The sequence below is a fragment of the Arthrobacter sp. TJ-266 genome, assembly GCF_058269115.1.
In genome coordinates, this window is record NZ_JBZCNC010000007.1 from 52,648 (window position 1) to 77,495 (window position 24,848).

Here is a 24,848-nt window from a genome sequence, read left to right on the forward strand (position 1 = left end):
TCTACCGAGGAGCCTCCTATTTGAAGGCAAAGGACGCAAGCGTCATCTCATCGTCGAGGGGTTCGAAGAGATGCCATGGGTAGTCCTCACCGGGGGAGAGGAGCTGTTGCTGCGCGCTGACCGTGTTGCCGGCGAGCCAAGCCCTCCAGACGGCGCGTTCTGCCCTGTAGCGGGTGAGCTGGCGTTCGACGGCGTCAGGGATGCCGAAGTACTCGGCGAGCAGGGCCAGGCTGGTGCCCGGTACGAGGGCCCAGGACCGGGTGGTGGAGCGGACGATGAGGTTCCAAGCTGCCAGCACCTCGAGGGCCGTGGACGCCGCCGTACGGCTAAGCCCAGTGGCATCGAGCAGCTCCGTAGTCGATAGGGGAGTGGTGGACTGCTCAAGTGCCTCGTACAGCAGCGCTGCTGGGATCCCGAGCTCCCGGAAGGCCGGCCTGAGAGCGTGGATCTTGCCCTTTCGCCAGGAGACCTCGGACGCCGCCTCCTGCAGGGGCTGCGGAACCGTGAGCATGTACAGATCTCCGTGGGTCCCGCGTCCTGACTCGATCAGCGTGACCAACGGGTCGCCTTCGCTCCGGAGGGCCCTGAGGTGGGCTGCGACAGTGGTGTGGTCGATTCCGGAGGCGATTGCCAGGGACCGCGTGCCGAACTCGATGTATCTGCTGCCGGTCATATGTGCTGCTGCTCCGAGTGCCCTCAGGAGCATCCTCTTGGCCATGCCGTCTCTACTGTCCCTGTACCGGACCTCAGCCAGAGCAAGAGCGTTACGCCAGGTTCGAATGAAGCGGTGCTCGAAATCGGAACCACGTGCAAAGGAGGCAGTACCCCCTGCCCCCTGTGTATTAGGCGGGCTTGTGGGGGAAATACGGGCATTGTTCTTCCCGGTGGCTTGAGTGGCGAGAAAGGTCTTCGCTTTCCGCCAGTCCCGCTCGAGTGCCTTGAATCTGTGCGGGCTCCGGTAGCGAGCGAAGAACTGTGCGAGCCCAGGCCAGATGCCCTGCTTCATCCGTCGCTCGACGTCCAGGAGCCCAAGACCTGCTGCTGCAGCTGCCACCAGGACAGCCTGACGAGCTTCGGAGGGGGAGTCGTAACGAGTGGTGTCGAAGATCCCGTGGGTGGCGATCGCCAGCGTCGTACGGGACATGCCGCGAACTGGTGTGACCGCGTCCTGATTGTCCACGCTCGTCGAAGGCTCGTACTCCTGTTCGAGGCGGAGCGCGCGCACCGCGGCGATCTCGGGCGCAAGATCTGCGACGAGCCGGGCCCACACGGTCTTCGCGTTCGGCCTGCGGGCAATGTCATAGGCCATGGTCAGGCTCATGTCGAGCATCTGGTGTCCGCCGCGCTTATGGACGCTGCCGGGCGTGCGCATGCAGCCGTGGTGGAGGTTCTGGTGCGGGGACTTGTCCAGGCTGCGGTGGCGGGTGCCGAGAGCTTCGACGAGCTCGCGGGCCTCATGGAAGGGCACGCGCTCGGCGAGGGGGATGTAGATGTGGCGGCCGCCGTTGGGGGAGTAGTCGGCGATCCATCGGGCGCCCATATTGTGGAGCCAGGCCGTGACGAGGTAGACGTCCGCGTCGACCCTGTCGGTACCGTCCACAGAGGAGTCGAAGTCGAGGAAGATGGCTCGGCAGGTGCCGTCCTTGCCGATGATGCGAACTGCAGCCGGCTTCGACGGTAGTCCGTCGGTCAGCTCGCGCTCGAAACGCTGGGGGTAGCTCTTGCCCGCATCCTGCGAAATGCGGACGCGTGGCTGGCCTGCCAGGAGGGGTGCAAGGGCTGCCCACACCACGGCAGGGTCATCGGTAACCGCCGCGACACGCGGCACGCCGGGGTGCACAATTTCTGGCAGCGCAGCACGGCGCTGTTGTACGATGAACCTGTTCCTCTCAAGGGAATAGCGAAGGGACCCTTCACTGGGGTTTGTTCAAAAGGCAGGATCCGTAAGGACCCTGTAACGGCTCTTCACCCTCGCCGGCAAGCAATCGGGTGATGAGCGACATCTGTCATTGGAAGGCCCGCCTTGTGCGGGCCTTCTTATGCTTAAGAGGCCATGTTGATTGGCAGGACCTCCTGGTTATCCCTCTTCGTGAGATCAACGTGCTGCAGGCGCATGGCAAGGGCGGACTCGATCATCTCCGTGATTGTGAGTCCTTCGAGCTCGGCGGCCTGATGCACTTGGTCCGCCATGCGGGCAGGGATCTTTCCACCGACGAATCGACGGTCGCCCTTGAACCGGCGACCGATCTTACGTGGAGTAGATTCAGCCATTCCCAATCGGTCCTTTGCTCATGTGCGCTCCGACTGCCAACCAGGGCCGACTCGGTAGCACGAGGATCAATCTGTCTTTAGCTGCTCCTAGGCTCCGAGCTCATCGCGCGGTCGACCAGGTGCGGCTAGTGAAAAATTACCAGCGCAGGGGATCGATTGCCGGGAAGCTGGCACATCGTTTTGTAAAACGATGTGCGCATGAGCTGATCGGAGGGTGGTCTGAAGCACCGCGTGAGCTGGCGTATGCGCCACGCCTGCCGTCCTACTGGGGAGAATGCACCTAATGTCCCCATTGTTTCCGGGTCTTTTCACGCACAGATAGAGCCATAGATGACCCGAACTGCCCGCGAGATACAATGGTTCCATTTGAACCCTTTCTTCCTCGCCACGCTACTGGAGCCCACTTTCGTTTTTCGTTAGACGTCTGTAGGACGTCCTTGAAGGCCGACAAGCCGACCCGAAAAAAAGTTCCTACACGGCGTGTCGGCGTGTCACCTCGAGGAACGACGAGTTGTGGGGGCGTGTCGCGCGACATGCCCCTCTGCTTGTCGGTGGGCTGCATCTGACTCCTCAACGATTGAAGGACCGTACCAATATGGCACAGTCCTTCAATCCACAGTAATCAGAGCCGCTTCAGCTCTTCCACGCCCACTGAATTAGCTTCGCCTTGGCGTCTTCTGCTATGACGTCGAGCGACCTCGAGCCGAAGGCTTCTCCGAACATGGTCTTGACCGACTTCGCGGTGCGGAAGTATTGGCCGTGCTTGTCGATGCGGCGGGCAGATACACCGAGGTAGCGGGCCGTCTGCCGGCGGTTCATTCCGGCCTCGATGCAGATTTTCACGGCGCGGAAGATGACGGCGTAGGCGGCCTCGTTTTCCGGGTTCGCCTTGGTCAGAATGCGCTCTACAGCCTGCTTTGCCTCTGGTGGTGTCTTACTCACGATCCGCTCCTCACTTGATCGACAGGCCGGTGTCGAAGGTCTTGCGTGCCAGCTGGCGTGACCTGGCGAAGGCGAACGCCCATAGTCCGAGGACGACGCAGGCCGTCGATACGTGCGTGACCAGCTCGAAGATGTAGAACGCTTCGGGCCCCGCGCCTAGTTCCAGCGGGTAGGCGAGGGCGCGTCCGATTGAGAGGATGAAGCCAGCGAAGATCAACCTCGAGGCCAGTCGGCCGAAGCGCAGAGGGTTCCTGCGGCTGTCACGGAAGAGCGGCAGCAGGAGGGGCGCCAGTACGTAGGCGGTGTAGGCGAGGACAATCCACTCGTTCAGTTCCACCGCGCGCTGCTCTTGGTACATCTCCAAGCGGGGTGACGCCTCGGGGGTGTTCGCCACGAGGAGCGTGAAGAGCACCCCTGAGGCCGCGATCACGCCCACCAGGAGGCCGAGCTTTCCAACGATCCAGGTGGTAGCCGTTTCTGAGCCGTAGGCGACGGCGAGGTGCACGCCGAGGACCCCTACAGCGGTCATGGCGCAGCATTTGGCTATGAAGTCGGTGCCGTTGGAGATGGGCACGAAGACTTCCAGGAACTGATAGACGCCGGGCATGGAGAAGACGTAGGCGGCGGTCAGCATTACTCCCATGAGGGCCAGCCGGCCACTGGGTCGCAGCAGTGCCCGAGCCCCTTCGGGTGTGCGCTTGGAGGTCATGCGGTGGAACGTCAGTCCACCGAGGAAGATCAGCATGAAGCTGACTGAGATGACGTAGATGCTTTCGTTCATCCGATCAGGTCCGTAAGTTTCTCCGCGTATTCGAGTGCTTCCTTGCGCTGCCGCAGGCGGCGCTGAAGGAGATTCAGTCGCTGTTGGATCAGTTCGACCAGGTCCTCGTTCTTCATCACCATCAGGGCGGTCTCCCGGATGTCGTCGTGCCAGTCACCCTCCTTCATTGTGACCAGTCCGATGACGACAAGGGGAGCAACCAGGGACGTTCCGCTGACCCGCGCTGCGGTGACTGCCTGGATGGGGGTCAGCTTGTTCTCGGAGAGCTGGGTGAACAGGTAGGTGATCGCTGTCCCTGTCTTCTCGGCAACGTCATGTCGGACGTCGCCGGTGTCGATCGCGTCGATCCATGCGCGATGTGAGCCGTCATGGGGAAAATCGATCTTGACCTTGTCATTCCGGGGGAACAGGTCTTCCTGGAAACGGTGCTGCAGCTCCGCCATGAGGTCCGCGTGGTGGACCTGGCTCAGGACTTCGGCGGCAGTCGGTGTGCGGGGCCGGCCGTCGAGGTCTTCGTACTCCTTGAAGTCCGCCAGTGCTTCGATCGGGTGGATGCCAACACCTCGAGCCACACCAACGATCGTTGTCTCGGGCACACTGCCGCGCCGGATCTGATTGCCCACGGTGACCCGATGCAAACCAGTAAGCCGGCCCAGCTCGCTCGCTGATGTGGTGATGCCGCGGCGTTCAAGCCACTGCTTGAAGTCGGAACCAGAAACAGTCACGGCACCTCCTCCAAGAAAGCACTAGATGGGCATGGCAGACGCGTCCAGCAAAGATGTCAAAATCTAAGCTATTATGAGTACTAAGGAATTGGCATCTGTCCTTTTCCTCACCATTCCAAATTTTACCGGGCAATCCCTAATCGGTCTGTGCCCTTCACACCCCGGGGAGGCGCGGTGGATCAGGACGAAAAGCCCGGAGCTTCACCGCTGCTGGCTCTGGTGATTCTTCTACCTCTGCTGGCAGGACTGCCCGTGGTGGGCATTGCGGGTGCTGCGATCCTCACGCAGGAAGAGGAGAGACCTGCTGCGTGTGTCGTCTCGGCAGTCGGCGGAACCGTCGGGGTTGGCACCTCGACTCCGGCGATCCCGAATGGCTGGGGTCCTTTGGTGGAGGCTGCGGCGAAAACTGCCGGCCTGCCGGTCAGTGTCGTTGCAGCGCAGTTGAAGCAGGAGTCGGGCTGGAACGAAGGCGCTCGGAGCCCTGTGGGTGCTCAGGGCGTCGCTCAGTTCATGCCCGGCACTTGGGCGATGTACGGGGAGGGCGGGGACGCGTTCTCGGCTGAGGATGCCATTCCTGCTTACGGCCGCTACATGGCTGCACTGAAAGAGCAGGTGCAATCCCTGGCCGGCGACGACGCCGACCTTCTGGTGAAGCTCACCCTTGCTGCCTACAACGCGGGCCCCGGTGCCGTGCAGAACGCGAAGGGCGTCCCGCCGTTCACGGAAACCGTGCAGTACATCGAGAAGATCCTGAACACCGGGCAGAACGAGTTCACGACCGACTGTGCCGCCCCGGCCGGGGGAGTGGCATGGGACGGGGACCTCGGAGACGGCGAGTGGACGACCCCCCTGCCGGGCGGCGTGTTCACCTCCGGCTACGGGCACCGGGACATCGCAGGCCTTCCCGCCTGGGCGCAGGAACACGTCGGCGTCGACATCTCGACCCCGGGCGCCGGCTACGGCGACGGCGGCCAGGTCATCGCCCCGACCAAGATCCAGGTCACAAGCTTCCTCCCGGTTGACGGCTGCGTCATCGCCAAGGTCATCGAAGAGGGAGAACCGGCGTTCAAGTTCGGCTTCTGCCACCTGAACCGCTACGACGTGCAAATGGGCGACGTCCTGGAACGAGGCGACATCGTCGGCATCGAGGGCAACAGGGCAGGACTCGGACGGGTGGCCACGCACCTGCACTTCGAGATTTACAGTCCCGAATCCCCGGACGCGGCCTACCCCTACAACAACTTCAACCTCGACCCCGAGCCGATCCTGAAAGAGAAAGGAGCGTGGGTGCAATGACCCACCGCTCACGCACACACCTGTACCGGAGAGCAGCTTTCGCGGTCTCGATCGTCGCCCTGACCAGCTGCGGCGCTGATGCTCCTGCAGCTGAGGACGACGTCGCGCCTATCTCCGCGCCGACGACCATCTCCGAAGGCTCCTCCACCTCCGCCGCGGCCGAGGAGGTCCTGGGTGGCGACACGTTCGCATCCCCTGAGGACGCTGACCGTTCCGACGTCGAGTCGACCGCCCGGGTCGCTGCCCTGGTCCTGCATTCCTGGGACACGACGGTGGACCGCACGGAGACGGCGGCCGCGGTCCGCGCGAAGCCGCTGATGAGCGAGGCGTGGGCAGCGAACCAAATCGAGCCCGAGCGGAACGCGAGCAACGGTGACTGGCTGGAACCAGCCGAACACCGCGCCTACAGCGTTCCCCGGGCGGTTCCCGCAATCGGTGACGCCGCGCAGGACGTCGCCCCGGATAAGGCGATCCGGGTCCTCGACGTGACCTGGCGGTGGGTCGCCCGGGACGAGACACCACTCGAGGGCACCGGCCAGCGGCAGGTGACTCTCTACCTCGAGAAGGTGGACGGCCAGTGGGATGTCGTCGGGCACCAGACCCGAGACCTGACCGCAGCGATCGGAGGTCAGCGATGAGCCACGCCGTGCACCCATGGCCGGTGATCGTCCTGACCATCGGGGAGGGCGAAATCGTCGCCGACGCCAACGGTGACGTCCTCACCTACCCGGTGCTCGAGGACGCTTCCCCTGCCGACGTCGCGGCCGACGCCGCGTCGGAAGCATGCCGTCGCCTGGGCTTGAAAGCCTGCCGGGTGCAGGGCCACACCGAGGACGGCGAGGTGTACGAGATGATCGTCGACACCGAGTTCGGCACCCTCGAGGAGCGTTCCACCGATCCCGCCACGACGCTCACCAGCGGTAATGGAACCATCCACGGACAGACCAGTGCCCGCAGGGGCGGGCATCTTGGCCGCCGCCGCACCTCGAGCGGAGCGACCGCCGCCCGTGGTGGCGTGCGGCGACCGCAGGCACGCCGCCGGAAGCTGATGATGTGGGGCAGCGCCGGGATCTTCGTCGTGACCGTCGGGGTGTGCGGGGTCTACGTCCTCCAGGATCCCGAAGCGACACCAGCCGCCGTTATCTACACGCCACCCCCGGCGCAGCTCCCAGTTCCGGCTCCTGCCGGGTGGGACACCTACGCGACGTGGACCGCGCCGATGCAGTCCTCCACGGTCCGGGCGATCCAGGACCCTTCCGGTCACCCGGTGAGTGTGGACGGTTCGACCCTGACCGCTCATGATCCCGGGACGGGGGTGGAGCGGTGGACGCGTACCGCGCCGTTCACGATCAGCGAGGTGGCCCTGTTCACTCTCGACGGGCAGTCCCGTGTGGCGGCGTCGACCGCGCGCGAGCTGGTCATGTTCGGGGACGGGCCTGATCCGATCCGCGTCGACGTTCCGCAGAACGGGACGATCGTTCTCGACGGGGGCACTGCGCCCCGGGTGGACCTTCCGAGCAAGCAGACTCTGATCGTCGCAGCCGACGGCAGCACCGTGTCCCGGGTGGTCCCGGCGTCCGCCGAACCGGTCGAAGCCCTCGGCGCGGACCTGGTGACCGCGGACCTGGATGCCGGCCGAATCTGGCGGGTCACCACGGACTCTGCCGCCCTGCCCTCCCCGGCAACACTGCCGTCCCCGGCAGAGGGTGCCGAACTGATCAGCGTCCTCGGATCCATCGACGGTCGCGTGGTCGCCGCATGGAAAAACGGGGACGGGGCAAGCGGCGGGGCAAGTGATGGGGTGAGCATCGGCTTCTACGACCTCGGGACAGCTCCGGATGCCACGGAGGTGACGCAGGCCGGACTCGTGACTCTCGAGGGCGGGGACGTCTCAGCCTCCGGGCTGCAGCTGGACCGTGAGAACGCTCTGATGCTCGCCGGGTCCGTCCTCATCGACGTCTCCGCCATGGAAGCTCACCGGCTACCCGGCGCGGGCAAGCTCTCGGCCGGGTACGCGTGGGTCAACACCGACGGCGAACAGTCGCGCATCAATCCGCAGGGCGAGGTCGAGGACACCACCGACTCCCTGCAGGCGTCCGTCCCGGATCTCATCACGGCGGACGGGAAGGCGATCACCCGTGCCACTGGATCACCCACCGGAGACTCACCGAACTCCCTGTACGCGCTGGCGGACACCGGCCCCCGTCCGACGGCCTCACCGACCTCGACCATGGCGCCGACCCCTGCGACGACAAATACCCCTGCTCCTGCCTCCACTTCCGCCGTTTCCCCGAAGGAGAACCCCTGATGAAGATGACCGCTGTGATCGACCAGACCGGAGCCCTCGACCTGGACGTGGAAGGACACAAGACCCACGCGGACTACTCCACGGTGATGGAAGCGCGGCGTTCAGTGATGACGACCGCGACCGGCCTTGCCGCGGACGCGACTACCAGCGTCGAACTCCACATCGAGGACCCGGCCGGGGCTCGGACGGTTCTCGTGCAGGCCGATGGGGCGGTCATTGAGCAGGCTGCCACCACAACCCCGGATGAGCAGCCGATCCTTGCGACCGTGGCAGCGCCGGCAGAACCGGCTGTGTCGTCGGCGCCGGCTGAGCCAACACCTGCTCCTGCTCCTGTTCCTGCGGCACCTGTTCGGGCATCCCGGCGGGTGTCCACAGCAATTCCGGCGCCCACCGAGCCGGTGGCGGAATCCCCTGCACCGAAGACAGCGGTGGCGGTCCTTGAACCGGATACGGACACCCAGGCGGACACGGCGCAGGCTCCTGCGGATGTCGTGGAGCGGGCACCAGTGACAGCAGCGGTGGCAGCACCGGCCGAGCAGGACAAGGTCACGACTGTGGAAGTCCTGCCGACCCGCCGGTCCTCGATGCCATCGTTCGTGGACCGACCCGATGCGGCGTTTCCGGCGCAGCTCGGGATGCGTGGACTGCTGAACCACCTCGGGATGAAACTCGCTCCGTCCATTGATGAGCTCGCGCGACGGGAAGACGAGAAAGCCGTCTCTCAGCACTGGGAGGGACCGCGGACGATCACGGTCCTCAACCCCAAAGGCGGCGCAGGCAAGACCCCGACGGTCATCTGCCTGTCGGCGGTATTCGCCCGTATGGGCGGTTCCGGTGTCCTGGCATGGGACAACAACAACTCGCTGGGCTCGCTGGGGTGGCGGACCTACGATGCAGGCCACGAAGCAACGGTGGTCGACCTCCTCGGGCAGACGGACTACTTCATGACCGCCGGTGCCCGGGCGGGAGACCTGTCGTCCTACGTTCACCACCAGCCCTCCGATCAGTACGACGTCCTCCGCTCTGATGACCGTTCCGGCGCCAGGGCCCGTCACGAGGTCACCGGCGCCGAGGTTCACCGGCTGTACGCGGTGGCCGCGAAGTATTACCGGCTGATCGTGAAGGACTCCGGGAACACCGAGCGCGGCGACAACTGGGAAGCGATGATCAGCCACACCGATCAGGTCGTAATCCCGGTGAAGTCCGTCGATGACGCGGCCGAGGGTGCGTCGAGGATCCTCAGCGCACTACGGGCCGGGGACGAGCACGCTCAGTCCCTCGCGGACCGCGCCGTTGTGATCGTCCTGGGCTGCACTCCGGCGCATGGCAAGGCGAAACTGGACGCGCTGGCTGAGTCCTTCCGGCCGTTCGTGAAGGCTGTCGCCACGGTGCCCTATGACCCGTCCCTGGTCGAGGGCCGGATCCGGTTCTCCTCAATGCTCCCGCGGACCCGGCGGGCCTGGCTCCGTGCTGCCGCTCTGATTGCGGAGGAGCTGTGAGCGTGACGACCAAGGGCAACCCGTTCATCAGTGCACCGGAAGTAGCACCGGAAGAGGACCCGATCGATGATGACCCGATTCTGGGGCACCGTGAGTCGCTGCGCGGTCCGCAGAACATTCAGCAGACCCTGGCTGAGGAACCGGTCAAGGAAACCGAACCTGCCGCGTCAGTCACGGTGACCTCGGCAACGCTGTGGCTGGTGGGCGCCTCCGGTGGAGTCGGGACCACGACGTTGGCGGGCATGTGCTCGGACAACGTCGTGGACGAGTCCGATCAGCGCCCGACGTGGGCGGGGCGGGCCTTGCTGGTGTGTTCAACCAGCGGGTCGTCACTGGAGGCCGCGCAGCAGCTGGCCCGCAAATCGGCGTCCGGGCAGCTCGCCTACGAGCTGGTCGGACTGGTCATCGTCCACGACCGGCCAAAGAACCGGCTGACGAAGCCGACCCTGGACTTCGCGCGCGGTGTCGCGCGCATGTTCCCGGTCGCCATGACCGTCCCCTATGAGGCGTCCTGGCGTGAAGTCGGCGCAACCCCACAAGCTTCCGGCACGCGACTGAAGAGCGTGCTCCGGAAAATCGAAAAGATCGCCCACACCGGGCACTGAGAGAAGGAAACCATCATGTTCGGAAATGCACTGGCAGCACACACGATCACCACCATCAACGCTTTCACTCCTTCCACGGAGGGCACGATCACGGCGCAGCAGTACACCCCGATGCAGCCTCCCGGCACCGAAGGTCTCACTACGGTCATGGGCTGGGTCCTCTGGGGCGCCACCGCGTTGCTGTTCGTCTACTTCATCTTCGGACTGGTTCAGGCTGGTAAAGCACGCCGCAATGGGGAGTCGGTCGAGGCACCGCTCTGGCCGATGATCGGAGCACTCCTGATCGGCTCGTCCGGGGCGATCTGGACCGCTGTCACCGCAGCCTAATCCACACCTGACTGACCCACCTGCAACGAGACAAAGGACAGACGATGAGCACACAGGACACTACCGACCGACCTACCGGCCGACCCGCTTGGTTCGGTGCTGCTGTCATGCTTCTGGTCCTCGTAGTGGTGGGCCTCGCAGCTTGGGGCATACGGACCTTCTTCTTCGATAACAACGCTGATGACTCCGCCGCACCGGCGAGCCCGACCAGTCAGGCTCCCGGTGCGGCGGAACCCACCGCTTCCACCACGACAGGACCGGCCGTGGTGGAGGCTGATACCGCGTGGGACTGCCAGGCGGACCTCAGCGATGACGAGACCTCCGTCGCGGATTCCGCTCCTGTCGTAGAGGAGTGGGTGGCCGCCGGCTACAACGTCGTCCCGTTCTCGGAGTTCGGTGGCTGCCAGAAACAGCCTTCAACCCTTCGGGTCGGATATTCACACACCGAAGCCGGCGCACTGATGGCAGCGGCCACCTATGCCGTCGCACTCGACCCCTCGGTTAGCGAAGAGGCAGCACCCGACCTCGAGGCGGCTGTGGCGGAAGGACCGAACCGAGTGCTGCTGGGCGAAAGGGCACAGCGCATCCGGGACGGAATCGAGCAGAGCGAAGACCCTACAGCCATCACGCGGCTGAACTTGATCGGTTACATCCAGAACAGCTACGACGCCGATGCAGCTTCCTACCTTCTCGTCTACACGGCAGTGGATGACAGCGGGCTAGACCAGACGGTGATGGCTCAGGTCGACCTGGTCTGGGAAGACGGTGACTGGAAGCTCGACCCGGCCTCGGGCAATGACTTCATCACGGGTGCTCGATACCAGGGGCAGCCCTACATCGAGTGGGGACCTAAAAGCTGATGGGGGACTGGGTAGGGGATCTCTTTGAAGGAGTTGCTGGGGACGCGATTGAAAAGCTCATCACTTTTCTCGCAGGGTGGGTCATCCAGATATTGACGGAGATTCTGAACTTCGTCGGGACGTGGTGGTTGAAGATCGGGGCGCCCGAGATGGGGGAGGGCTCCGCGACTGCGCGGATCCAGACGTCGACGGTGCTTTTCGTCGGTGTCGCTGGCGTCCTCGGTACTGTCTTCGCGCTGATCAAGATCGCCCGCGATCAGGACCGCAACTCGGCCGAGAACTTAGTGATGGGAATGGTCCGCACCATTCTGACGACGGCGATCGCAGTTCCCATGGTGGCGCTGCTGTTTGCTGCAACTGATGAGCTCGCGCCGTGGTTGGTGACGACCATCTCCGGGTCCGCGCAGGAAGACGGACTCGGGCAAGCCATGGGGCTGGACGCTATCGCGGGCGGGACGATGACGATGCAACTCGCCGGCATCGTCCTGTTCATCGTTCCTTTGGCACTGTTGGGGGCGATCCTGAACGCGCTCATCGTCATTTTCTCCTACGGCATGGCGATTGCCCTGTGCGGTGTCCTGCCGATCTTCGCCGCGGCCTCGCAAACCGAGCGCGGCCGCAAATCCTTCGACAAGGCCGTGGCGTGGCTCGCTGCCGTGGTGCTGTTCAAGCCTGCTGCGGCGATCCTCTACGGGGCGGGACTCGCATTGCTCAAAGGTATCCAGGGCACCGCCGAGAACGAGCTGGGGAACACGATGATCAGCCTGATCACTGGCCTCGTCGTGATCCTCAGCGCCTCCGTTGCGATGCCTGCCCTGGCGAAAGTCCTCGTTCCGGCGATCAGCGCCGGACCGCAGGGTATGGGGGCGTCAGGGCTCGCGATGCTCGGTGGAGCACTGGCGGTCGGTGCGGTCACTGCTGGCGTCGGGGCGGCGGGCATGGCCGCGGCTGGGAGCGCAGGCACTGCCGGCACGGCAGGCACCGCAGCGGCAACCGAAACGGCTGGGACCGCAGGCACCGCAGCGGCAACCGACGCGGCTGGGACCGCAAGCACTGCCGGAGCCGCTAGTGCTGACGGGATGAGCGGCACACCTGCCCTGACCGGAGGCACTGGTTCTGGTGGTGGACCTGCTGGTGCTGGTCCCGGCGGCGGTGACGGAGTCAGCGGCGGTGCTGCCTCGAGTGGTGGGGCCGGAGCTGATGGTGGTGCTGGTTCTGGTGGTGGCACCGGTGGATCCGGAAGTGCTGGCGATTCCTCTGGTGGACCGACGGGTGCGGAGCAGCAAGCCCAGCGAACCGGCGCACCGGGAGCCACGGAGACCGGAGCGGACAGCAACAACAGTGGAGGAGCTGGTGGAGGTGCTGGTGCCGAGTCCGGCGGTGGCACAGGCGGCCCGACAGGTGCGGAGCGGCAGACAGCCAGCTCAGGGGCCCCTGCTCAGACGGAGTCCGGCCCGGGGTCCGGCTCAGGTGATGAAGGGCCCAACGGGTCAGGGGGAGGTCCAGCGGGGGCTGAACCGTCAGCTAGGTCAAATAGTCCTTCCACGGGGTCTGCCGTGCCGGATGGTGACGCCGGTGGCGGACCACAGGGTGCGGGCAGTGAATCCCCGGCGGCGCAGGGGTACCGGGACGGAGCCCCTGGTGGGGCGGAGAAGACGGCGGACAAGTCGGGGTTCAACCGGCAGCGCATCGAGTTCGCGTTGCGGGACGCAGCGCGAGAAGCCGAACACGGAGTGGAAAGCGGGAATGACGTATGAGCACTGATCAGCAGGTTGTCCGGCAGTACGGCAACATCGCCGAGGACAAGACGGCGGGCCTGATGGGGTTCACCATGGCCTCGACCGCTGTCCTCGGTGTCGGGGCGGTGGGCGTATTCATCGCGATCATGCTGTCGCAGATTTGGGTGGCGATCGGGCTCGCCGTTTTCTCGTTGGCCGTGGCCGCTGTACTCGGGTCCAAGGACCGGTATGGCCGTTCCAAGCCGGAGCGGTGGATTGCCCGCAGCATGCACACCAAGGGCAGACGAGCAGGAGCGACCACGTACAAGGCCGGGCCGGTCTCACAGATCCCGGACGGATCATTCCGTGCACCGGGCCTGCTTGCCGCGACGGAGCTGATCAACTTCCAGGACCTCTTCGGTCACGAGGGCGTCATGCTGTGGCACCCACGGCTGAAGACCGGGACCGTGTTCTTCTCCACCAACTCCTCCGGTCTCGGGTTGCTCGATCAGGACCGGGTGAACCGCCTGGTCGGATCATGGGCAGCGTTCCAGCGTGACGCCGGATCGAACGCCCGCGTCGAGCAGATCGCGGTGACCACCCAGTCGACCACCGATCCCGGCGAACGTCTCCCGGACGCGGTGGCCGTGGCCCGCCAGCAGGCCGGTAACCACGAGGTCCCATCCTTCGCCCGGCAGGTCATGGACGACGTCGTACAGAACCTCAACCACAATGTCCCCAAGCTCGAGCAGTGGGTATCCCTGACGTTCAGCGGCAAGGCCAGTGATCAGGGCCGGGCGCCGGAGCGCACCGCCGACGAGCTGGTGTCCGACGTGAAGTCCCTGCTGCAGGGGTTCATCGAGGAACTGGAGTCCGCAGGTGCGGGCAGCGTCGCGCTGATGAAGGCCACGGACCTGACGGACCAGACCTATGTGGCGTACAACCCGCTGGGCGCGGCAGCGGTGGAACGGGCCCGTCTGACCGGTACCGGTACCGGTACCGGATTGACGTGGCATGAGGTCGGTCCGGCCTCAGCACGGACGGTCGGGTTCCCGGGCCGGTACGAGCACGCCGGCGTCGTGTCGAAGTCCTGGCAGATGTTCCGCCCACCGGCCGGAACGTTCCGGGAGAACGCGCTGGTGGCGCTGTTGAGCCCGGATTCGAGCATGGTGCAGAAGCGGGTCACCGTGTTCTACCGGCCGCAGCCGCCGGAGAAATCAGCGGTGCAGGTCCAGGAAGCGTTGACCAACGCGCAGTTCGCCACGAACCAGAAAGGCCGACGCCCGACCAGCTCGCAGATCATCGCCCTCGAGAAGGCCCGCAAAGCCGAGCGGGAGCAGGCCGAGGGCGCAGCCCTGGTGCGCTTCGCGATCGGGATTACCGCGACCGTCCACACCCCGGAGCAGCTGCCTCAGGTGGAGGCGTCCATCATGCGCAACGCCTCGAGCGGAATCCAGATGCGGGTGCGTGGGTGTGACTACAACGACGATGCGGCGTTCGCGTTCAACCTCGGCCTGGGGCTCATCCCAGAAAACGTCGCCACCATCTCCGCCAGCGTGAGAAAGGCCCTCTAGATGTCTGTCTTCGATGAGCTGGTCGACAAGGTCAGCGACAGGTTCTTCGGCAAATCGGCGGCCGCGACGACGGCGGCCGCCGCGACCTTCCCGCAGCTCACCGACAAGGGCATCAAAGTGCCCGACGGCGGGATGGTGACGTGGGTGGAACCGCCCCCGGAGTTCACGGCCACCTCGAACCAGACTGCGGGCCTGTGGCCGTTCTGCGTCGGTACGTCCTCGCCTCTGGTCGGTGCGATCCTCGGCCGGAACCTCCTCAACGGGTCCGTGGTGTGCGGGGATCCGATCAGTCTGTTCCTGCGCGGGATCATCTCCTCCCCGTCCGGGTTCATCCTCGGCCTGAACGGTCGGGGAAAGTCCTCGGTCGCTGTCCGCATGGCGTTGGCCCTGATTGATCAGGGGTTCCTGATCTTGGTGGCCGGGGACCTCAAACCTGACTTCGCCGGCGTCGTGAAGGAAACCAACGGCCAGATCATCCGTGTGGCGCCAGGTGTCGGGGCGATCAACCCACTGGACGCCGGGCCGCTCTGGAACAGGCTCGGAGGTCTGGAAGCTCCCGTGCAGCGGCAGATGCGCGCCGAGATTCACAGCCGCCGGCTGATGACGCTCACCGGGCTCATCGAACTCGTGTTCAAGGAGCCCCTGGACGCGAAGAAGCAGGAGCAAACCGTCCTGTCCATGGCGATCGCCATGGCAGCAGAAAAGGCCGAAGCCGAGGGCCGGCAGCCGCTGGTCGGCGACGTCGTCGACGTCATCAAAGCGGGCCCACCGCAGATCAAGGCGGCGCTGCTCATCGAGGACTCCACGGAGTACCTGCCTCAGGTGAAGAACCTCCTCGCGGGCCTGAACGCGCTCGGGGAACACGGCCCGTTCGGGGACGTGTTCTGCCAGCCGACGACCGAAGAGATGCTCATGGACAAGTCGGTGGACTTCGACATCTCGATGATCGACGAGTCCCAGCTGATGCTCCGCGCCGCAGTGCAGACCGTGTGCTGGTCCTACGGGCAGGCCGGTGTCTCGGCTGCGAAGACCATGGCCGACGCCGGGCTGATGGAGGAACGCCATCACCTGATGATCATGGACGAGTTGTGGCAGTCGCTGCGGGCCAGCGAGCTGCTGGTCCACCAGATCGACGCCCTGACCCGCCTGAACAGGACCAAGGGACTGGGACAGCTGATGATCACGCACTCCATGAAGGACCTGCTGCTCTCCACGGACGAGCTGACGAAGATCGCCACCGGATTCGTGGAACGCTCCTCCGTGAAGATCCTCGGCGGGCTCGCTCAGAACGAAATGAGCCTTCTCGAGACGGTGTTCCCGGTCTCCGAGCGGGAGAAAGCCCTGCTGGTCGGCTGGTCAGCAGAAGGGTCGATGAACCCGAACACCGGTCAGGTCTCGCCCCCGCCCGGGCGGGGCCGGTTCATGCTGAAAACCGGGGACGAGCCCGGTGTGCCGTTCCGGATGAACCTCACTGCCGGAGAGCACCGCGCCCACGACACGAACAAGGCATGGGCTGCCGCGCAGGAGAAGGTGAACCGTTGAACGATCAGGAGAACGGTTCGGCTATCACAGTCCTCGGGGTCATGGGCGCGATCGCTCTCGCGGTTGGCCTGATCCACCTAGGGGCGGTTCTGACCCCTGTGCCGGTATCCCTGCCATGGAATCCGATCGCGCTGGGTATTGGTCTGATGCGGGGCACGCCGTGGCCGCCGGCGGCCACCTGGTTGCTCGGCGTCGAAGCACTGATGGTCATCGTGGCGCTCGGTTGGTGGGGAACGCGCACTCCCTCGAAAACCAGTAGCGCCGCGCGCCGGATGAGTCCTGGCGGGAAGATGCGTCCGGCCATGGAGGAAGCTCGGTTGACCGAAGCTGCACGCCTCCACCCCGACGCTGAGGGGATCGGCCCGGGCCTGACCATCGGGTACACCGGGGACACCGGCACGAAGGCCGTCATCCAGGGTTGGCGTGAGTGCTCCGCGCACGTCTGGGGGACCGGTCGGGGTAAGACGACGACGCAGGTTGTCCGTCATGCGACCGAAGCGCCTGGCCCGTATTTGATGACCAGCAACAAGGTTGACGGCGTCGCCGAAGTGATCGCCGCCCGGTCCGGGACCGGGACGGTGTGGTTGTTCGACCCGCAGCGGATCTGGCGGGACAGTCACCGGCCCGCGATGATCTTCAACCCACTCTCGGTCGTCACCGACACGATCAGCGCCGGCGAAGTCGCCTCGATCTTCGAGACCTCGTCCGCTCCCGGTGCCGGGTCGGGCCGGGGGGATGCACAGTTTGATTCGCAGGGCCGCGACTTCCTGTCCTGGTGCCTGCTCGCCGCCGCCAAGAACAACGGCACAGTGAAGGACGTTCTGCGGTGGGTGTCGGCAGCTGACTTCATGGAACCGGCCGCGCTGCTCGAACAGGCAGGGCAGGCCGGTCCCGCCTCCGCCCTGCAGGGAATGAGCGCCCAGCCGGAGGACACACGGGGATCCGTGGCCGCCAGCGCCCAGCGTATGGCTTCCGCCCTCGTCCACGACGAGCTCGTGGCGTGGTCGACCCCCACCAAGGGCGTCCCGGTGTTTGATCCGGCCCGGTTCGTGATCGGTAAGGACACCCTGGTCCTGCTCTCGCAGGACGCGGCCGGCTCCGGCGCCGCGTTCGTCTCGACCCTCGTCTACGCGGTGTTCACCGCAGCGCAGCAGGCCGCCCGTCGTGCCGGTGGACGCCTGACTGTGCCGGTGGTGGCTGACCTGGATGAGGTCGGGAACGTCGTGAAACTCAAGCAGCTCCCCGAGTGGTATTCCTACTTCGGGTCCATGGGCATCGTCGTCAGCGCGTACTTCCAGACCAAAGGTCAGGGCGTGGCCATGCTCGAGCGCACCGGCTGGGACACCCTCTGGTCCGCGGCCGCGATCAAGGTCTACGGCGGCGGGTCCGACGACACCCAGTTCCTCGACTCCCTGTCCAAGACGATCGGCCAGTACGACGCGAAGGTCCGCAGCTCCTCAACCTCGAGGAACGGGTCCTCCCGGTCCGTGCAGACGCAGCGCCGCGACATCATGTCCGTCTCCCAGCTCTCCGAGCTCCCCACGAACCGGGTATGGGTGAAGACCTCCAACGGAGGCGGCACCATCGTCCGCACCGTCCCTTGGTTCCGCGACAAAGCCCTGAACAGCCAGATCGGCGCCACCGTCGAACGCATTAGGACAGGACACCGCCCATGACCGAATCCACGGACGACGTCGCCCCCGTCACTGGCAGTCAGGATCACGACGAGGACTGTTTCACGTTCACACCCGAAGAGCTTGTCGACTGGGTAGAAGGTCTGGTGTCCATACTGGAATCCGTCGACAAGTCCACGGGCATGTCCTGGTGCCCACAGTGGTGGAACCACCCCGAAGCGGTCGAAAGGTTCCGCGCACTCATGGAAAAGTGGCTAGAAGTGCAGAAAGAAGGCGGAATGTCGTCCTGGTGGACCGACCACTTCGACCGGCAGGCCGCCGTGCTTTTCGCCAAACGGGGACCATTCGGTGAGTGCGGGACCAAACACGTTGAGAAAGGACTACGCCGAACCCTCGCTACGGAGCACCCCCCGAGCGACTGGTCATGGTGAGGATCCTCCTCACACCAGGGCGCTACGAGAGCATCATCAGAAATACGAAAAACAAGGCTTGTGATGCAAAAACAAGGCTTGCAATACAAGCCTTGTTTGCCGTCTGATAGCAGAAGGTTGCGGGTACGACTGCACCATCAACTTCCCATGATCCCTAGAAGCGGGTGGCTTGCTGAGCGACTGCCTGCTGGTCTGCGCGTAGAAAACCGAGGAGTGTGCGGCCCGCGGGAAAGAAGGGCCCCGACGGAGGATCAGGGCGAAAGGCCCAGCCAAGCCCACCGGGGCCCTATCCCGTAGCTACTGCTGCCGTACCCGCCCGACGAACTTTTGCGCGCGTTCCTGTAGTTCCTTTACCTGCCGCAGAACCACGAGCGCCGGGTCAAGGTGAATCTCGCTCGCCGGCGGTTCCTTGCGCACGTTTGAAGAGCAGATAAAGTCCGCGCAGATGAGTGTGCCGACGGTATTGCCGTTGCGGCCGGATTGGCCAGCCCGGCGGGCGACCCACAGCAGGACGTCCTCCTTGGAGTGAACGTCGCGGCACAGGTCGCACAGGACCGAACGGTTTCGGCGAGGACCTCCCTCGGGTGCCCTGAGCAGGATAGACGTCAGCCCTTGATCGGTTGGCAGCACGAGGTAGCCGCGTAACGGCATTTTTTCGTCACGCCAGCCGAGTAGGTCAAGGTTTGCCCAGTCCAGCGCGTCAAGGTCTTTGGGCGGAGTGAGTTTTGCGGTCTCAGACCGGGTGGCATTGATGAAGGACGAACGAATGTCTTTGATGGAGAGGGGGTGCATGAAGAATCGCCTTTGCCGTGGATGAGGCTCGAAAATGATCGGGCTTTGCCAGCGGAGGCCATGCGGTATCCCGAATCCAGGCGGGCGGTGTCGTCAACGCGTTGGTTGGGAGGATCAGCTCTCGGAGCTGTCTGCTGCGCATAGGGAGGCCGGCATCGGCCGGGGCGCACAGAGGGCCCGAAGGGCCACCCCGCTCACCATGGCCATACCGTTCCCGAAGGTTTGCAGCATGTTCATTCATCCTCGTTATTCGACGCTTAGTGCGCTCATTGTCTCAAGAGGTGTGTCGTGGACGCAAAAGCAACAGCTTCACCGACCGGATGACCACCACACAGACGGACGAAAGCGCCCCAATGCGATCGCGCCATGAGCTGGCTCTTTCGGCTCACATCAAGGCTCCGGACCTTCACCGTATGTTGTTGCTGACACCGCGGTTTGAATCAGTGCATGACAGCGTTGCGTGAAGTACGGCGCACGGAACACCGCACCGGCTTGACCCTGTTCCTTGCACATGGTTTCAACTGGTCCCGTACCAGAAATAGAGCCGCTCCGCAGCTGACACCGACTCGCATCGAATGCGACGATCTGCAGCCCCGGGCGGCCCCGGAACCGAGGAGAACACAGTGGACAATCCGTATGAGGGAGTGCGCGAGTTCGTGCAGCAACTCCCCGAGATCGTGCAACCGGTGGGCGTCGCCCTCGCCGGCACCATTCCGTACATCGAGGGCGAGGGAGCCGCAGGCATCGGCATCCTCCTCGGGATCAACCCGATCGTCGCGGCTCTCGCAGCGATGATCGGCAACTTCCTGAGCGTCCTCGCCGTCGTCACCATCAGCTCCCGCGTGCGGGAGAAGGTGGTCGCCGGGCGCGCGGATCGCGCTTCCGCAGACGGTGCCGTTCCCGCAACCACCCCGCGCCGGGCGAAGGGGCAGCGACGCCTGCAGGGCTGGCTCTCCCGCTTCGGCGTGCCGGGAGCGAGCCTGCTCGCCCCGCTGGCCCTGCCCACACAGCTCACCGCGACGTTCTTCGCGGCGTCGGGCGTACCGAAGCAGCGCGTGCTCGTGTGGCAGGCCGTTGCGATCGTCCTGTGGACCAGCGGCGTCGCCTTCCTGGCTACCGGGGCCGTGCGCCTGCTCGGGTGGTAGGGACACCTCATGGGGAAACGATGGTCGGGAGCGACGACGAGGAGGGGACGGAAGATGGGCTGGAGCACGCGCGAGCTCGCCGACCTGGCGGGCACCACGGTGAACACAGTGCGCCACTACCACCGGATCGGTCTTCTCGAGCTGCCGGACCGGTCCTCGAACGGCTACAAGCAGTACGAGGTGCGGCACCTGGTGCGCCTGCTCAAGATCCGACGCCTGCGGGACCTCGATGTGCCGCTCGACCGGATCAACGAGGTCACGGACGACGACGATTCCTCGACGAAGACGCTCAGACTCATCGACGCCGAGCTCGCGGCGAGCATCGAGAGACTGCAACGGGCCAGGGTCGAGATCCGCGCGATCCTGGAGGGCTCCTCCGTCGCAGGAGTTCCCGCGGGGTTCGAGGACGTGGCGTCACATCTCTCCGAGCCGGACCGCTCGCTGATGCTCATCTACGAGCAGCTCTACGACGACACCGCCATGAAGGATCTACGTGAACTCCTGACGGCCGATCCCGATGCGGCGAGCAAGGAGTTCGACGCTCTGTCCCCCGACGCCGAGGAATCGGTGAGAGGCGACCTCGCGGTCCGTCTCGCCATCACGCTGGCCCGCACCATCGCCGACTACCCGTGGCTCCTCGACCCCGCGGAGCACCTGTCGAAGAGCCCGGCGGTGACCGAGCGGACGTTCCTCGAATCGGTCACCGCCCTGTACAACCCGGCGCAGCTGGACGTCCTCGCCCGTGCCGGCGAGATCGCGAAGAAGCTTCGGACACCCGACGAACCCTGACAACCTGACTGTCGAGCGGCCGCCCTGATCGCATGGCGAACAGGTGTCCTGCTGCAGCGCCCCCACCGGCGGCGGGGCGCTGACATGGGTCGTGGTCTCAGCGAGCGAAGTCGAGCTCAAGCTGCTCATATAGGTCGGCTGGATCCTTGTCGAGGAACGACTTCACCCAACGCGTCCAATTGTCGGTCAGCACCTCAATGTCGCCGCGCTCAACTCCTTCCAGGAGGACGCGGGCGATGTCTGCCGGGTCCTCCTTCGGGCCGTCGTAGCCAGCCGAAAATTCTGTGTCGAACGCTCCGGCATGGACCCCGATCACTCTCGTCCCCTGACCCGCCAGCTCCAGCCTGAAGCCATTGGTCAGTGCCCAGGCCGCCGCTTTGCTCGCGTGATAGCCGTTCGTGCCGGGGTAGGCGAACCATGACTGAGCTGAAAGGACGTTGACGATGGTTCCGCTCTTGGAAGCAGCCAGTGTCGGCGCGAACGCCCGCACCATGCGCAGGATGCTCCCGTAGTTCGTGTCCATCTCCGCTTCTAGGTCGGAGATGGGGCTGCTGAGGAGTGAGCCAGGGCGACTGATTCCGGCGTTATTGATCAGTAGAGTCACATCGGATGCTACGTGTGCTGCGGCCTCGATCTGTTGGGGGTCGGTCACGTCAAGGACGATGGGAACAACGCCCGGAAGGTCGAAGCCCAGGGGTGAGCGGACACCGGCGTATACCTTCGCGGCCCCGCGCTCGAGCAATTGTGTGACGAGGTGCCGGCCAAGGCCACGATTCGCACCGGTCACGAGAGCCACAGAGCCGGAAATGGATGAGTTTGGACCAAAATTTGAGTTCATTCCAGTACTGTAAAACCTGACGCTAACGTCAGATGCAAGTTCAGGATTGTCGCGAGGAGAACGCTGTGAGGATAGGCGAATTAGCTACGCGTGCCGGCGTGAGCGTTCGCGCTCTGCGGTACTACGAGGAGCAGAAGTTATTGGAAAGCGAGCGTACCGCCGGCGGTCAGCGTCATTACCCTGACAGTGCCGTGGAACGGGTCCGCTTTTTCCAGGCGATGTTTGCCGCTGGCCTCTCGAGCCGGCGGATCGCAGACATGTTGCCGTGTTTTGACAACGGCACGACGAATGCGCAGCAGCGGGAGATGCTTGCCGAAGAGCACGTGCGGATTAACGAGCGCATCGCCGAGCTTATGGACGCCCGGGAGCGACTTGATCAGCTCATCGTCGCGGCAAGCCAGCGCGCCGCCTGACCCTCAAACCCGTTCAGTTCCATGTAGTAGCTAGTCGTTCAGTGGACCTGACGACGCCCCAGACCTGCACCAGCAGCGTGAGAGAGGCGAAGGCGATCCCTCCCGCGTTCGAGCCGGTGGGCATTGTGATTCCGGATAAGTTGATGATCGGTAGGTTCCCTGAACCTGTCCGGTTCAACCCGTTCACTGTTCCGACGGTCGTCCTGCATCCTTCGCAGTGTCGGTTGTTGGCGGCGCCCCCAGCACGCGTCCACTTGAGGGCAGGCGTACCGCGGGCGAGATCGGATGTACCGGCGATCAACCCGGGCGACGCACCTTCTCCTGTCAGTTCTCCGATCCGGGGTGTGGGGTCGTTCTTGCTGAGGTGCGTCCGCGGCACCGGTGAGCCTGTACGAGCAGTACTGCGCATGCGATGGCTACGACTCCGGTGGGGATCGAGACAGCCGGAATGGAACTGACGGTTGTGGTTAGGGTGTTTGCGACCAGTGCTGCGATAAGCGCTGCCCAGAGGACGACAGCGCGGCCGAAACCGTGTTGTTGAACAGGAGGATTGTGAGTCATGTGAACTACGTCCAGGTCAGTGGGTTGGGTAGGGGTTAGGTCCGGGAGTCAGAGGCTGCGACGTTCCAGGGTGAAGGCGGCGCTGCCCAGCAGAAGTGCGGTCAGGACGGCAAGCCCTCCGAAAGTGGTCGAGCCGGTAACTGCATCGGGTGCGCTGATTAGGGCATGGGACAAGGTACCCGGCATGAGTTGTGCCCAGATCGGAAGAGTGCCCGTGGCAATCTGGACGATCGCGAGCAGGATCGGTTCCAGGACGAGGACGCCAAGCATGACGAGGACCGCGGTGAGCTGGTTTCGAAGCAGCAGCCCGACAGCGAGTCCGATCAGGCTCAGAAACGTGAGGGCCAGGACGCCGCGGCCGAGTGTGCCCAGCATGTCGGGCAACGTCGCGGTCAGGGTCGCTCCGTCGAGGACCAGGGCGAGGAGCAGCGTGACGGCGGATACGAGGGCGAGGACGACTCCCGTTGAGACGCCAATGATCGCGGTGGCTCCAGTTTTGGCCAGGACGATACGTGCGCGGCGAGGTTCGGCCAGTGCCGTGCCGACCATTCCTCCGAAGCGGAAATCACTGATTCCAGCGAGGACACCGAGGAGTACGACGGCGAGGAGGACAATCCCGATGGAACCACCAGTTCCGAGGGGGCTGAGGGCGGCCAGCTGTTCGGAGGCCGTCGTCATATCTATCACCGGTAGGTCACTGGTGACTTCTGGGCCCGCGGCTCCGCTATCGACAAGGTAGGGCAGGAGAACGGTGGAGGTGAGCTGCGTGGTGAGCAGGCCCAAAACCGCAATGAGGATCGCTAATTTTGTCGCGCGTACAGTGGTGAGTTTGAGAATTTCAGCGCGCAGCATGGGTGGTCCGTTCCGTGGAGCTGATCAAGGAGAGGTAGAAGTGCTCGAGGTTCCCCTCGGACGCGGTGAGGGCTTCGGCGAGGGTGGTCGCTGAGCGCACCTGCCCACCGGCGATCACCACGATGTCATCGGCGATCTGCTCCACGTCGGCGAGGATGTGGGAGGACAGTAGGACGCTGCCGCCATTGTCGGCGAAGGAGCGAAGGTATTGCTTGAGCCAGAAGATGCCTGCAGGATCCAGGCCGTTAGCCGGCTCGTCGAGCACGAGGATCTTCGGGTCGCCGAGGATCGCTGTGGCGATGGCGACGCGCTGGCGCATGCCGAGGGAGTAGTCACGGATCCGGCGATCGGCGTCGGCGCTCATACCGACGATCTCAAGAACCTCTTCCACGCGGGTTCCTGCGTGGTAGCCCTGCGCGGCGGCGATACGTAGATGTTGGCGTGCGGTACGGCCGGGGTGGAGGCCTCCTGCATCCAGCACTGCTCCGACGAGCCGGGTGGGATCGGACAGGTGGCGGAAAGGACTACCGAACACCAGCGCCTTCCCCGAGTCGGGCGCGATCAAGCCCAGCAGCATACGGATGGTCGTGGTCTTGCCGGCACCGTTGGGCCCGAGCAGGCCCGTGATACGGCCGGCGCTGACCACGAAACTCACGTCCCAGACTCGGCTGGTCCCATGGAAGGACTTCGAGAGGTGCTCAATGAGCAGGGGTTCATTCTCTTGCTGGTTCATATCTCTAACCTGTCAGTCGTATTGTTTCCGTGCCCCAGCCACAGGACCAGTCCTTCACTAGCCAAAAGGACAGTTTGCTCATCCCGGCACGGCTCAATGCCTCTTTCTCTAGCCTTGGGAAGGGGTCCTATGGCATGACATTGTTTCCGGGCTGTGGCCCGGCCTGTATTTAAGGTTTAGCCAGCCCGAGGTATACCGAACACACCGGAGGG

General features: G+C 64.6%; 24 protein-coding genes. 15 read left to right on the top strand and 9 right to left on the bottom strand.

Going from position 1 to position 24,848, the window contains the following annotated elements; genetic code table 11:
- Window positions 1-16: 16 nt before the first annotated feature.
- The 5 genes from AC4D12_RS16175 to AC4D12_RS16195 form a co-directional block, all read right to left on the bottom strand.
- A complete protein-coding gene (locus AC4D12_RS16175; protein ID WP_490950980.1) occupies window positions 17-1,840 on the bottom strand; it encodes a MarR family transcriptional regulator in 1,824 nt (607 codons plus the stop codon).
- 203 nt (window positions 1,841-2,043) lie between these two features.
- A complete protein-coding gene (locus AC4D12_RS16180) occupies window positions 2,044-2,271 on the bottom strand; it encodes a hypothetical protein (protein WP_146069706.1) in 228 nt (75 codons plus the stop codon).
- 633 nt (window positions 2,272-2,904) lie between these two features.
- Window positions 2,905-3,213, bottom strand: coding sequence for a hypothetical protein (locus AC4D12_RS16185; RefSeq protein ID WP_490950981.1), 309 nt, complete (start codon window positions 3,211-3,213; stop codon window positions 2,905-2,907).
- A gap of 10 nt (window positions 3,214-3,223) precedes the next feature.
- Window positions 3,224-3,994, bottom strand: coding sequence for a hypothetical protein (locus AC4D12_RS16190; protein WP_490950982.1), 771 nt, complete (start codon window positions 3,992-3,994; stop codon window positions 3,224-3,226).
- Window positions 3,991-4,719 carry a hypothetical protein gene (locus AC4D12_RS16195; protein ID WP_490950983.1) on the bottom strand — a complete coding sequence of 243 codons (729 nt, stop codon included), beginning with the start codon at window positions 4,717-4,719 and terminating at the stop codon, window positions 3,991-3,993. The genes AC4D12_RS16190 and AC4D12_RS16195 overlap by 4 nt, the downstream gene beginning before the upstream one ends.
- 174 nt (window positions 4,720-4,893) lie before the next feature.
- On the opposite strand from AC4D12_RS16195, the gene AC4D12_RS16200 reads away from it, so the two are divergent.
- From AC4D12_RS16200 to AC4D12_RS16255, 12 genes are all read left to right on the top strand, one after another.
- Window positions 4,894-6,015 (top strand): transglycosylase SLT domain-containing protein, encoded by a 1,122-nt coding sequence (locus AC4D12_RS16200; RefSeq protein WP_490950984.1) that lies wholly within the window; start codon window positions 4,894-4,896, stop codon window positions 6,013-6,015.
- Window positions 6,012-6,653, top strand: coding sequence for a hypothetical protein (locus AC4D12_RS16205; RefSeq protein WP_490950985.1), 642 nt, complete (start codon window positions 6,012-6,014; stop codon window positions 6,651-6,653). Before AC4D12_RS16200 ends, AC4D12_RS16205 begins: the two co-directional genes overlap by 4 nt.
- Window positions 6,650-8,323, top strand: coding sequence for a hypothetical protein (locus AC4D12_RS16210; protein WP_490950986.1), 1,674 nt, complete (start codon window positions 6,650-6,652; stop codon window positions 8,321-8,323). The genes AC4D12_RS16205 and AC4D12_RS16210 overlap by 4 nt, the downstream gene beginning before the upstream one ends.
- The gene (locus tag AC4D12_RS16215; protein ID WP_490950987.1) at window positions 8,323-9,822 is read left to right on the top strand and encodes a MinD/ParA family ATP-binding protein; all 1,500 of its coding nucleotides are present in this window, start codon (window positions 8,323-8,325) and stop codon (window positions 9,820-9,822) included. The genes AC4D12_RS16210 and AC4D12_RS16215 overlap by 1 nt, the downstream gene beginning before the upstream one ends.
- Before the next feature lie 2 nt (window positions 9,823-9,824).
- Window positions 9,825-10,427, top strand: coding sequence for a DUF6668 family protein (locus AC4D12_RS16220; RefSeq protein ID WP_490950988.1), 603 nt, complete (start codon window positions 9,825-9,827; stop codon window positions 10,425-10,427).
- Between the two features lie 15 nt (window positions 10,428-10,442).
- Window positions 10,443-10,754 (top strand): hypothetical protein, encoded by a 312-nt coding sequence (locus AC4D12_RS16225; protein WP_490950989.1) that lies wholly within the window; start codon window positions 10,443-10,445, stop codon window positions 10,752-10,754.
- A 44-nt stretch (window positions 10,755-10,798) separates the two neighbouring features.
- Complete coding sequence (locus AC4D12_RS16230; protein WP_490950990.1) at window positions 10,799-11,614, top strand: DUF8175 domain-containg protein; 816 nt, start codon at window positions 10,799-10,801, stop codon at window positions 11,612-11,614.
- A complete protein-coding gene (locus tag AC4D12_RS16235; RefSeq protein WP_490950991.1) occupies window positions 11,614-13,371 on the top strand; it encodes an ICP22 family protein in 1,758 nt (585 codons plus the stop codon). The genes AC4D12_RS16230 and AC4D12_RS16235 overlap by 1 nt, the downstream gene beginning before the upstream one ends.
- A complete protein-coding gene (locus tag AC4D12_RS16240) occupies window positions 13,368-14,906 on the top strand; it encodes an SCO6880 family protein (RefSeq protein WP_490950992.1) in 1,539 nt (512 codons plus the stop codon). The genes AC4D12_RS16235 and AC4D12_RS16240 overlap by 4 nt, the downstream gene beginning before the upstream one ends.
- Window positions 14,907-16,448: a hypothetical protein gene (locus AC4D12_RS16245; RefSeq protein WP_490950993.1), complete on the top strand. Its 1,542-nt coding sequence runs from the start codon at window positions 14,907-14,909 to the stop codon at window positions 16,446-16,448.
- A 317-nt stretch (window positions 16,449-16,765) separates the two neighbouring features.
- Window positions 16,766-18,124 (top strand): type IV secretory system conjugative DNA transfer family protein, encoded by a 1,359-nt coding sequence (locus tag AC4D12_RS16250; protein WP_490950994.1) that lies wholly within the window; start codon window positions 16,766-16,768, stop codon window positions 18,122-18,124.
- Window positions 18,121-18,513 (top strand): DUF4913 domain-containing protein, encoded by a 393-nt coding sequence (locus tag AC4D12_RS16255; protein WP_490950995.1) that lies wholly within the window; start codon window positions 18,121-18,123, stop codon window positions 18,511-18,513. Before AC4D12_RS16250 ends, AC4D12_RS16255 begins: the two co-directional genes overlap by 4 nt.
- 297 nt (window positions 18,514-18,810) lie before the next feature.
- On the opposite strand, the gene AC4D12_RS16260 is transcribed toward AC4D12_RS16255, so the two are convergent.
- Entirely contained in the window at window positions 18,811-19,305 is a 495-nt protein-coding gene (locus AC4D12_RS16260; protein WP_490950996.1) for an FBP domain-containing protein, read from the bottom strand.
- Window positions 19,306-19,928: 623 nt separating this feature from the next.
- Here AC4D12_RS16260 and AC4D12_RS16265 point away from each other — a divergent pair.
- Window positions 19,929-20,450, top strand: a complete 522-nt coding sequence (locus AC4D12_RS16265; RefSeq protein WP_490950997.1) for a small multidrug efflux protein — start codon at window positions 19,929-19,931, stop codon at window positions 20,448-20,450.
- Between the two features lie 9 nt (window positions 20,451-20,459).
- Window positions 20,460-21,239, top strand: a complete 780-nt coding sequence (locus AC4D12_RS16270) for a MerR family transcriptional regulator (RefSeq protein WP_490950998.1) — start codon at window positions 20,460-20,462, stop codon at window positions 21,237-21,239.
- Between the two features lie 97 nt (window positions 21,240-21,336).
- On the opposite strand, the gene AC4D12_RS16275 is transcribed toward AC4D12_RS16270, so the two are convergent.
- Complete coding sequence (locus AC4D12_RS16275) at window positions 21,337-22,077, bottom strand: SDR family oxidoreductase (RefSeq protein WP_490950999.1); 741 nt, start codon at window positions 22,075-22,077, stop codon at window positions 21,337-21,339.
- A gap of 32 nt (window positions 22,078-22,109) precedes the next feature.
- Here AC4D12_RS16275 and AC4D12_RS16280 point away from each other — a divergent pair, with 32 nt between their 5' ends.
- Complete coding sequence (locus AC4D12_RS16280; RefSeq protein WP_490951000.1) at window positions 22,110-22,490, top strand: MerR family transcriptional regulator; 381 nt, start codon at window positions 22,110-22,112, stop codon at window positions 22,488-22,490.
- A 609-nt stretch (window positions 22,491-23,099) separates the two neighbouring features.
- Here the strand turns inward: AC4D12_RS16280 and AC4D12_RS16285 are convergent.
- Entirely contained in the window at window positions 23,100-23,903 is an 804-nt protein-coding gene (locus AC4D12_RS16285; RefSeq protein WP_490951001.1) for a hypothetical protein, read from the bottom strand.
- The gene (locus AC4D12_RS16290) at window positions 23,890-24,636 is read right to left on the bottom strand and encodes an ABC transporter ATP-binding protein (RefSeq protein WP_490951002.1); all 747 of its coding nucleotides are present in this window, start codon (window positions 24,634-24,636) and stop codon (window positions 23,890-23,892) included. The genes AC4D12_RS16285 and AC4D12_RS16290 overlap by 14 nt, the downstream gene beginning before the upstream one ends.
- Between the last annotated feature and the right edge of the window lie 212 nt (window positions 24,637-24,848).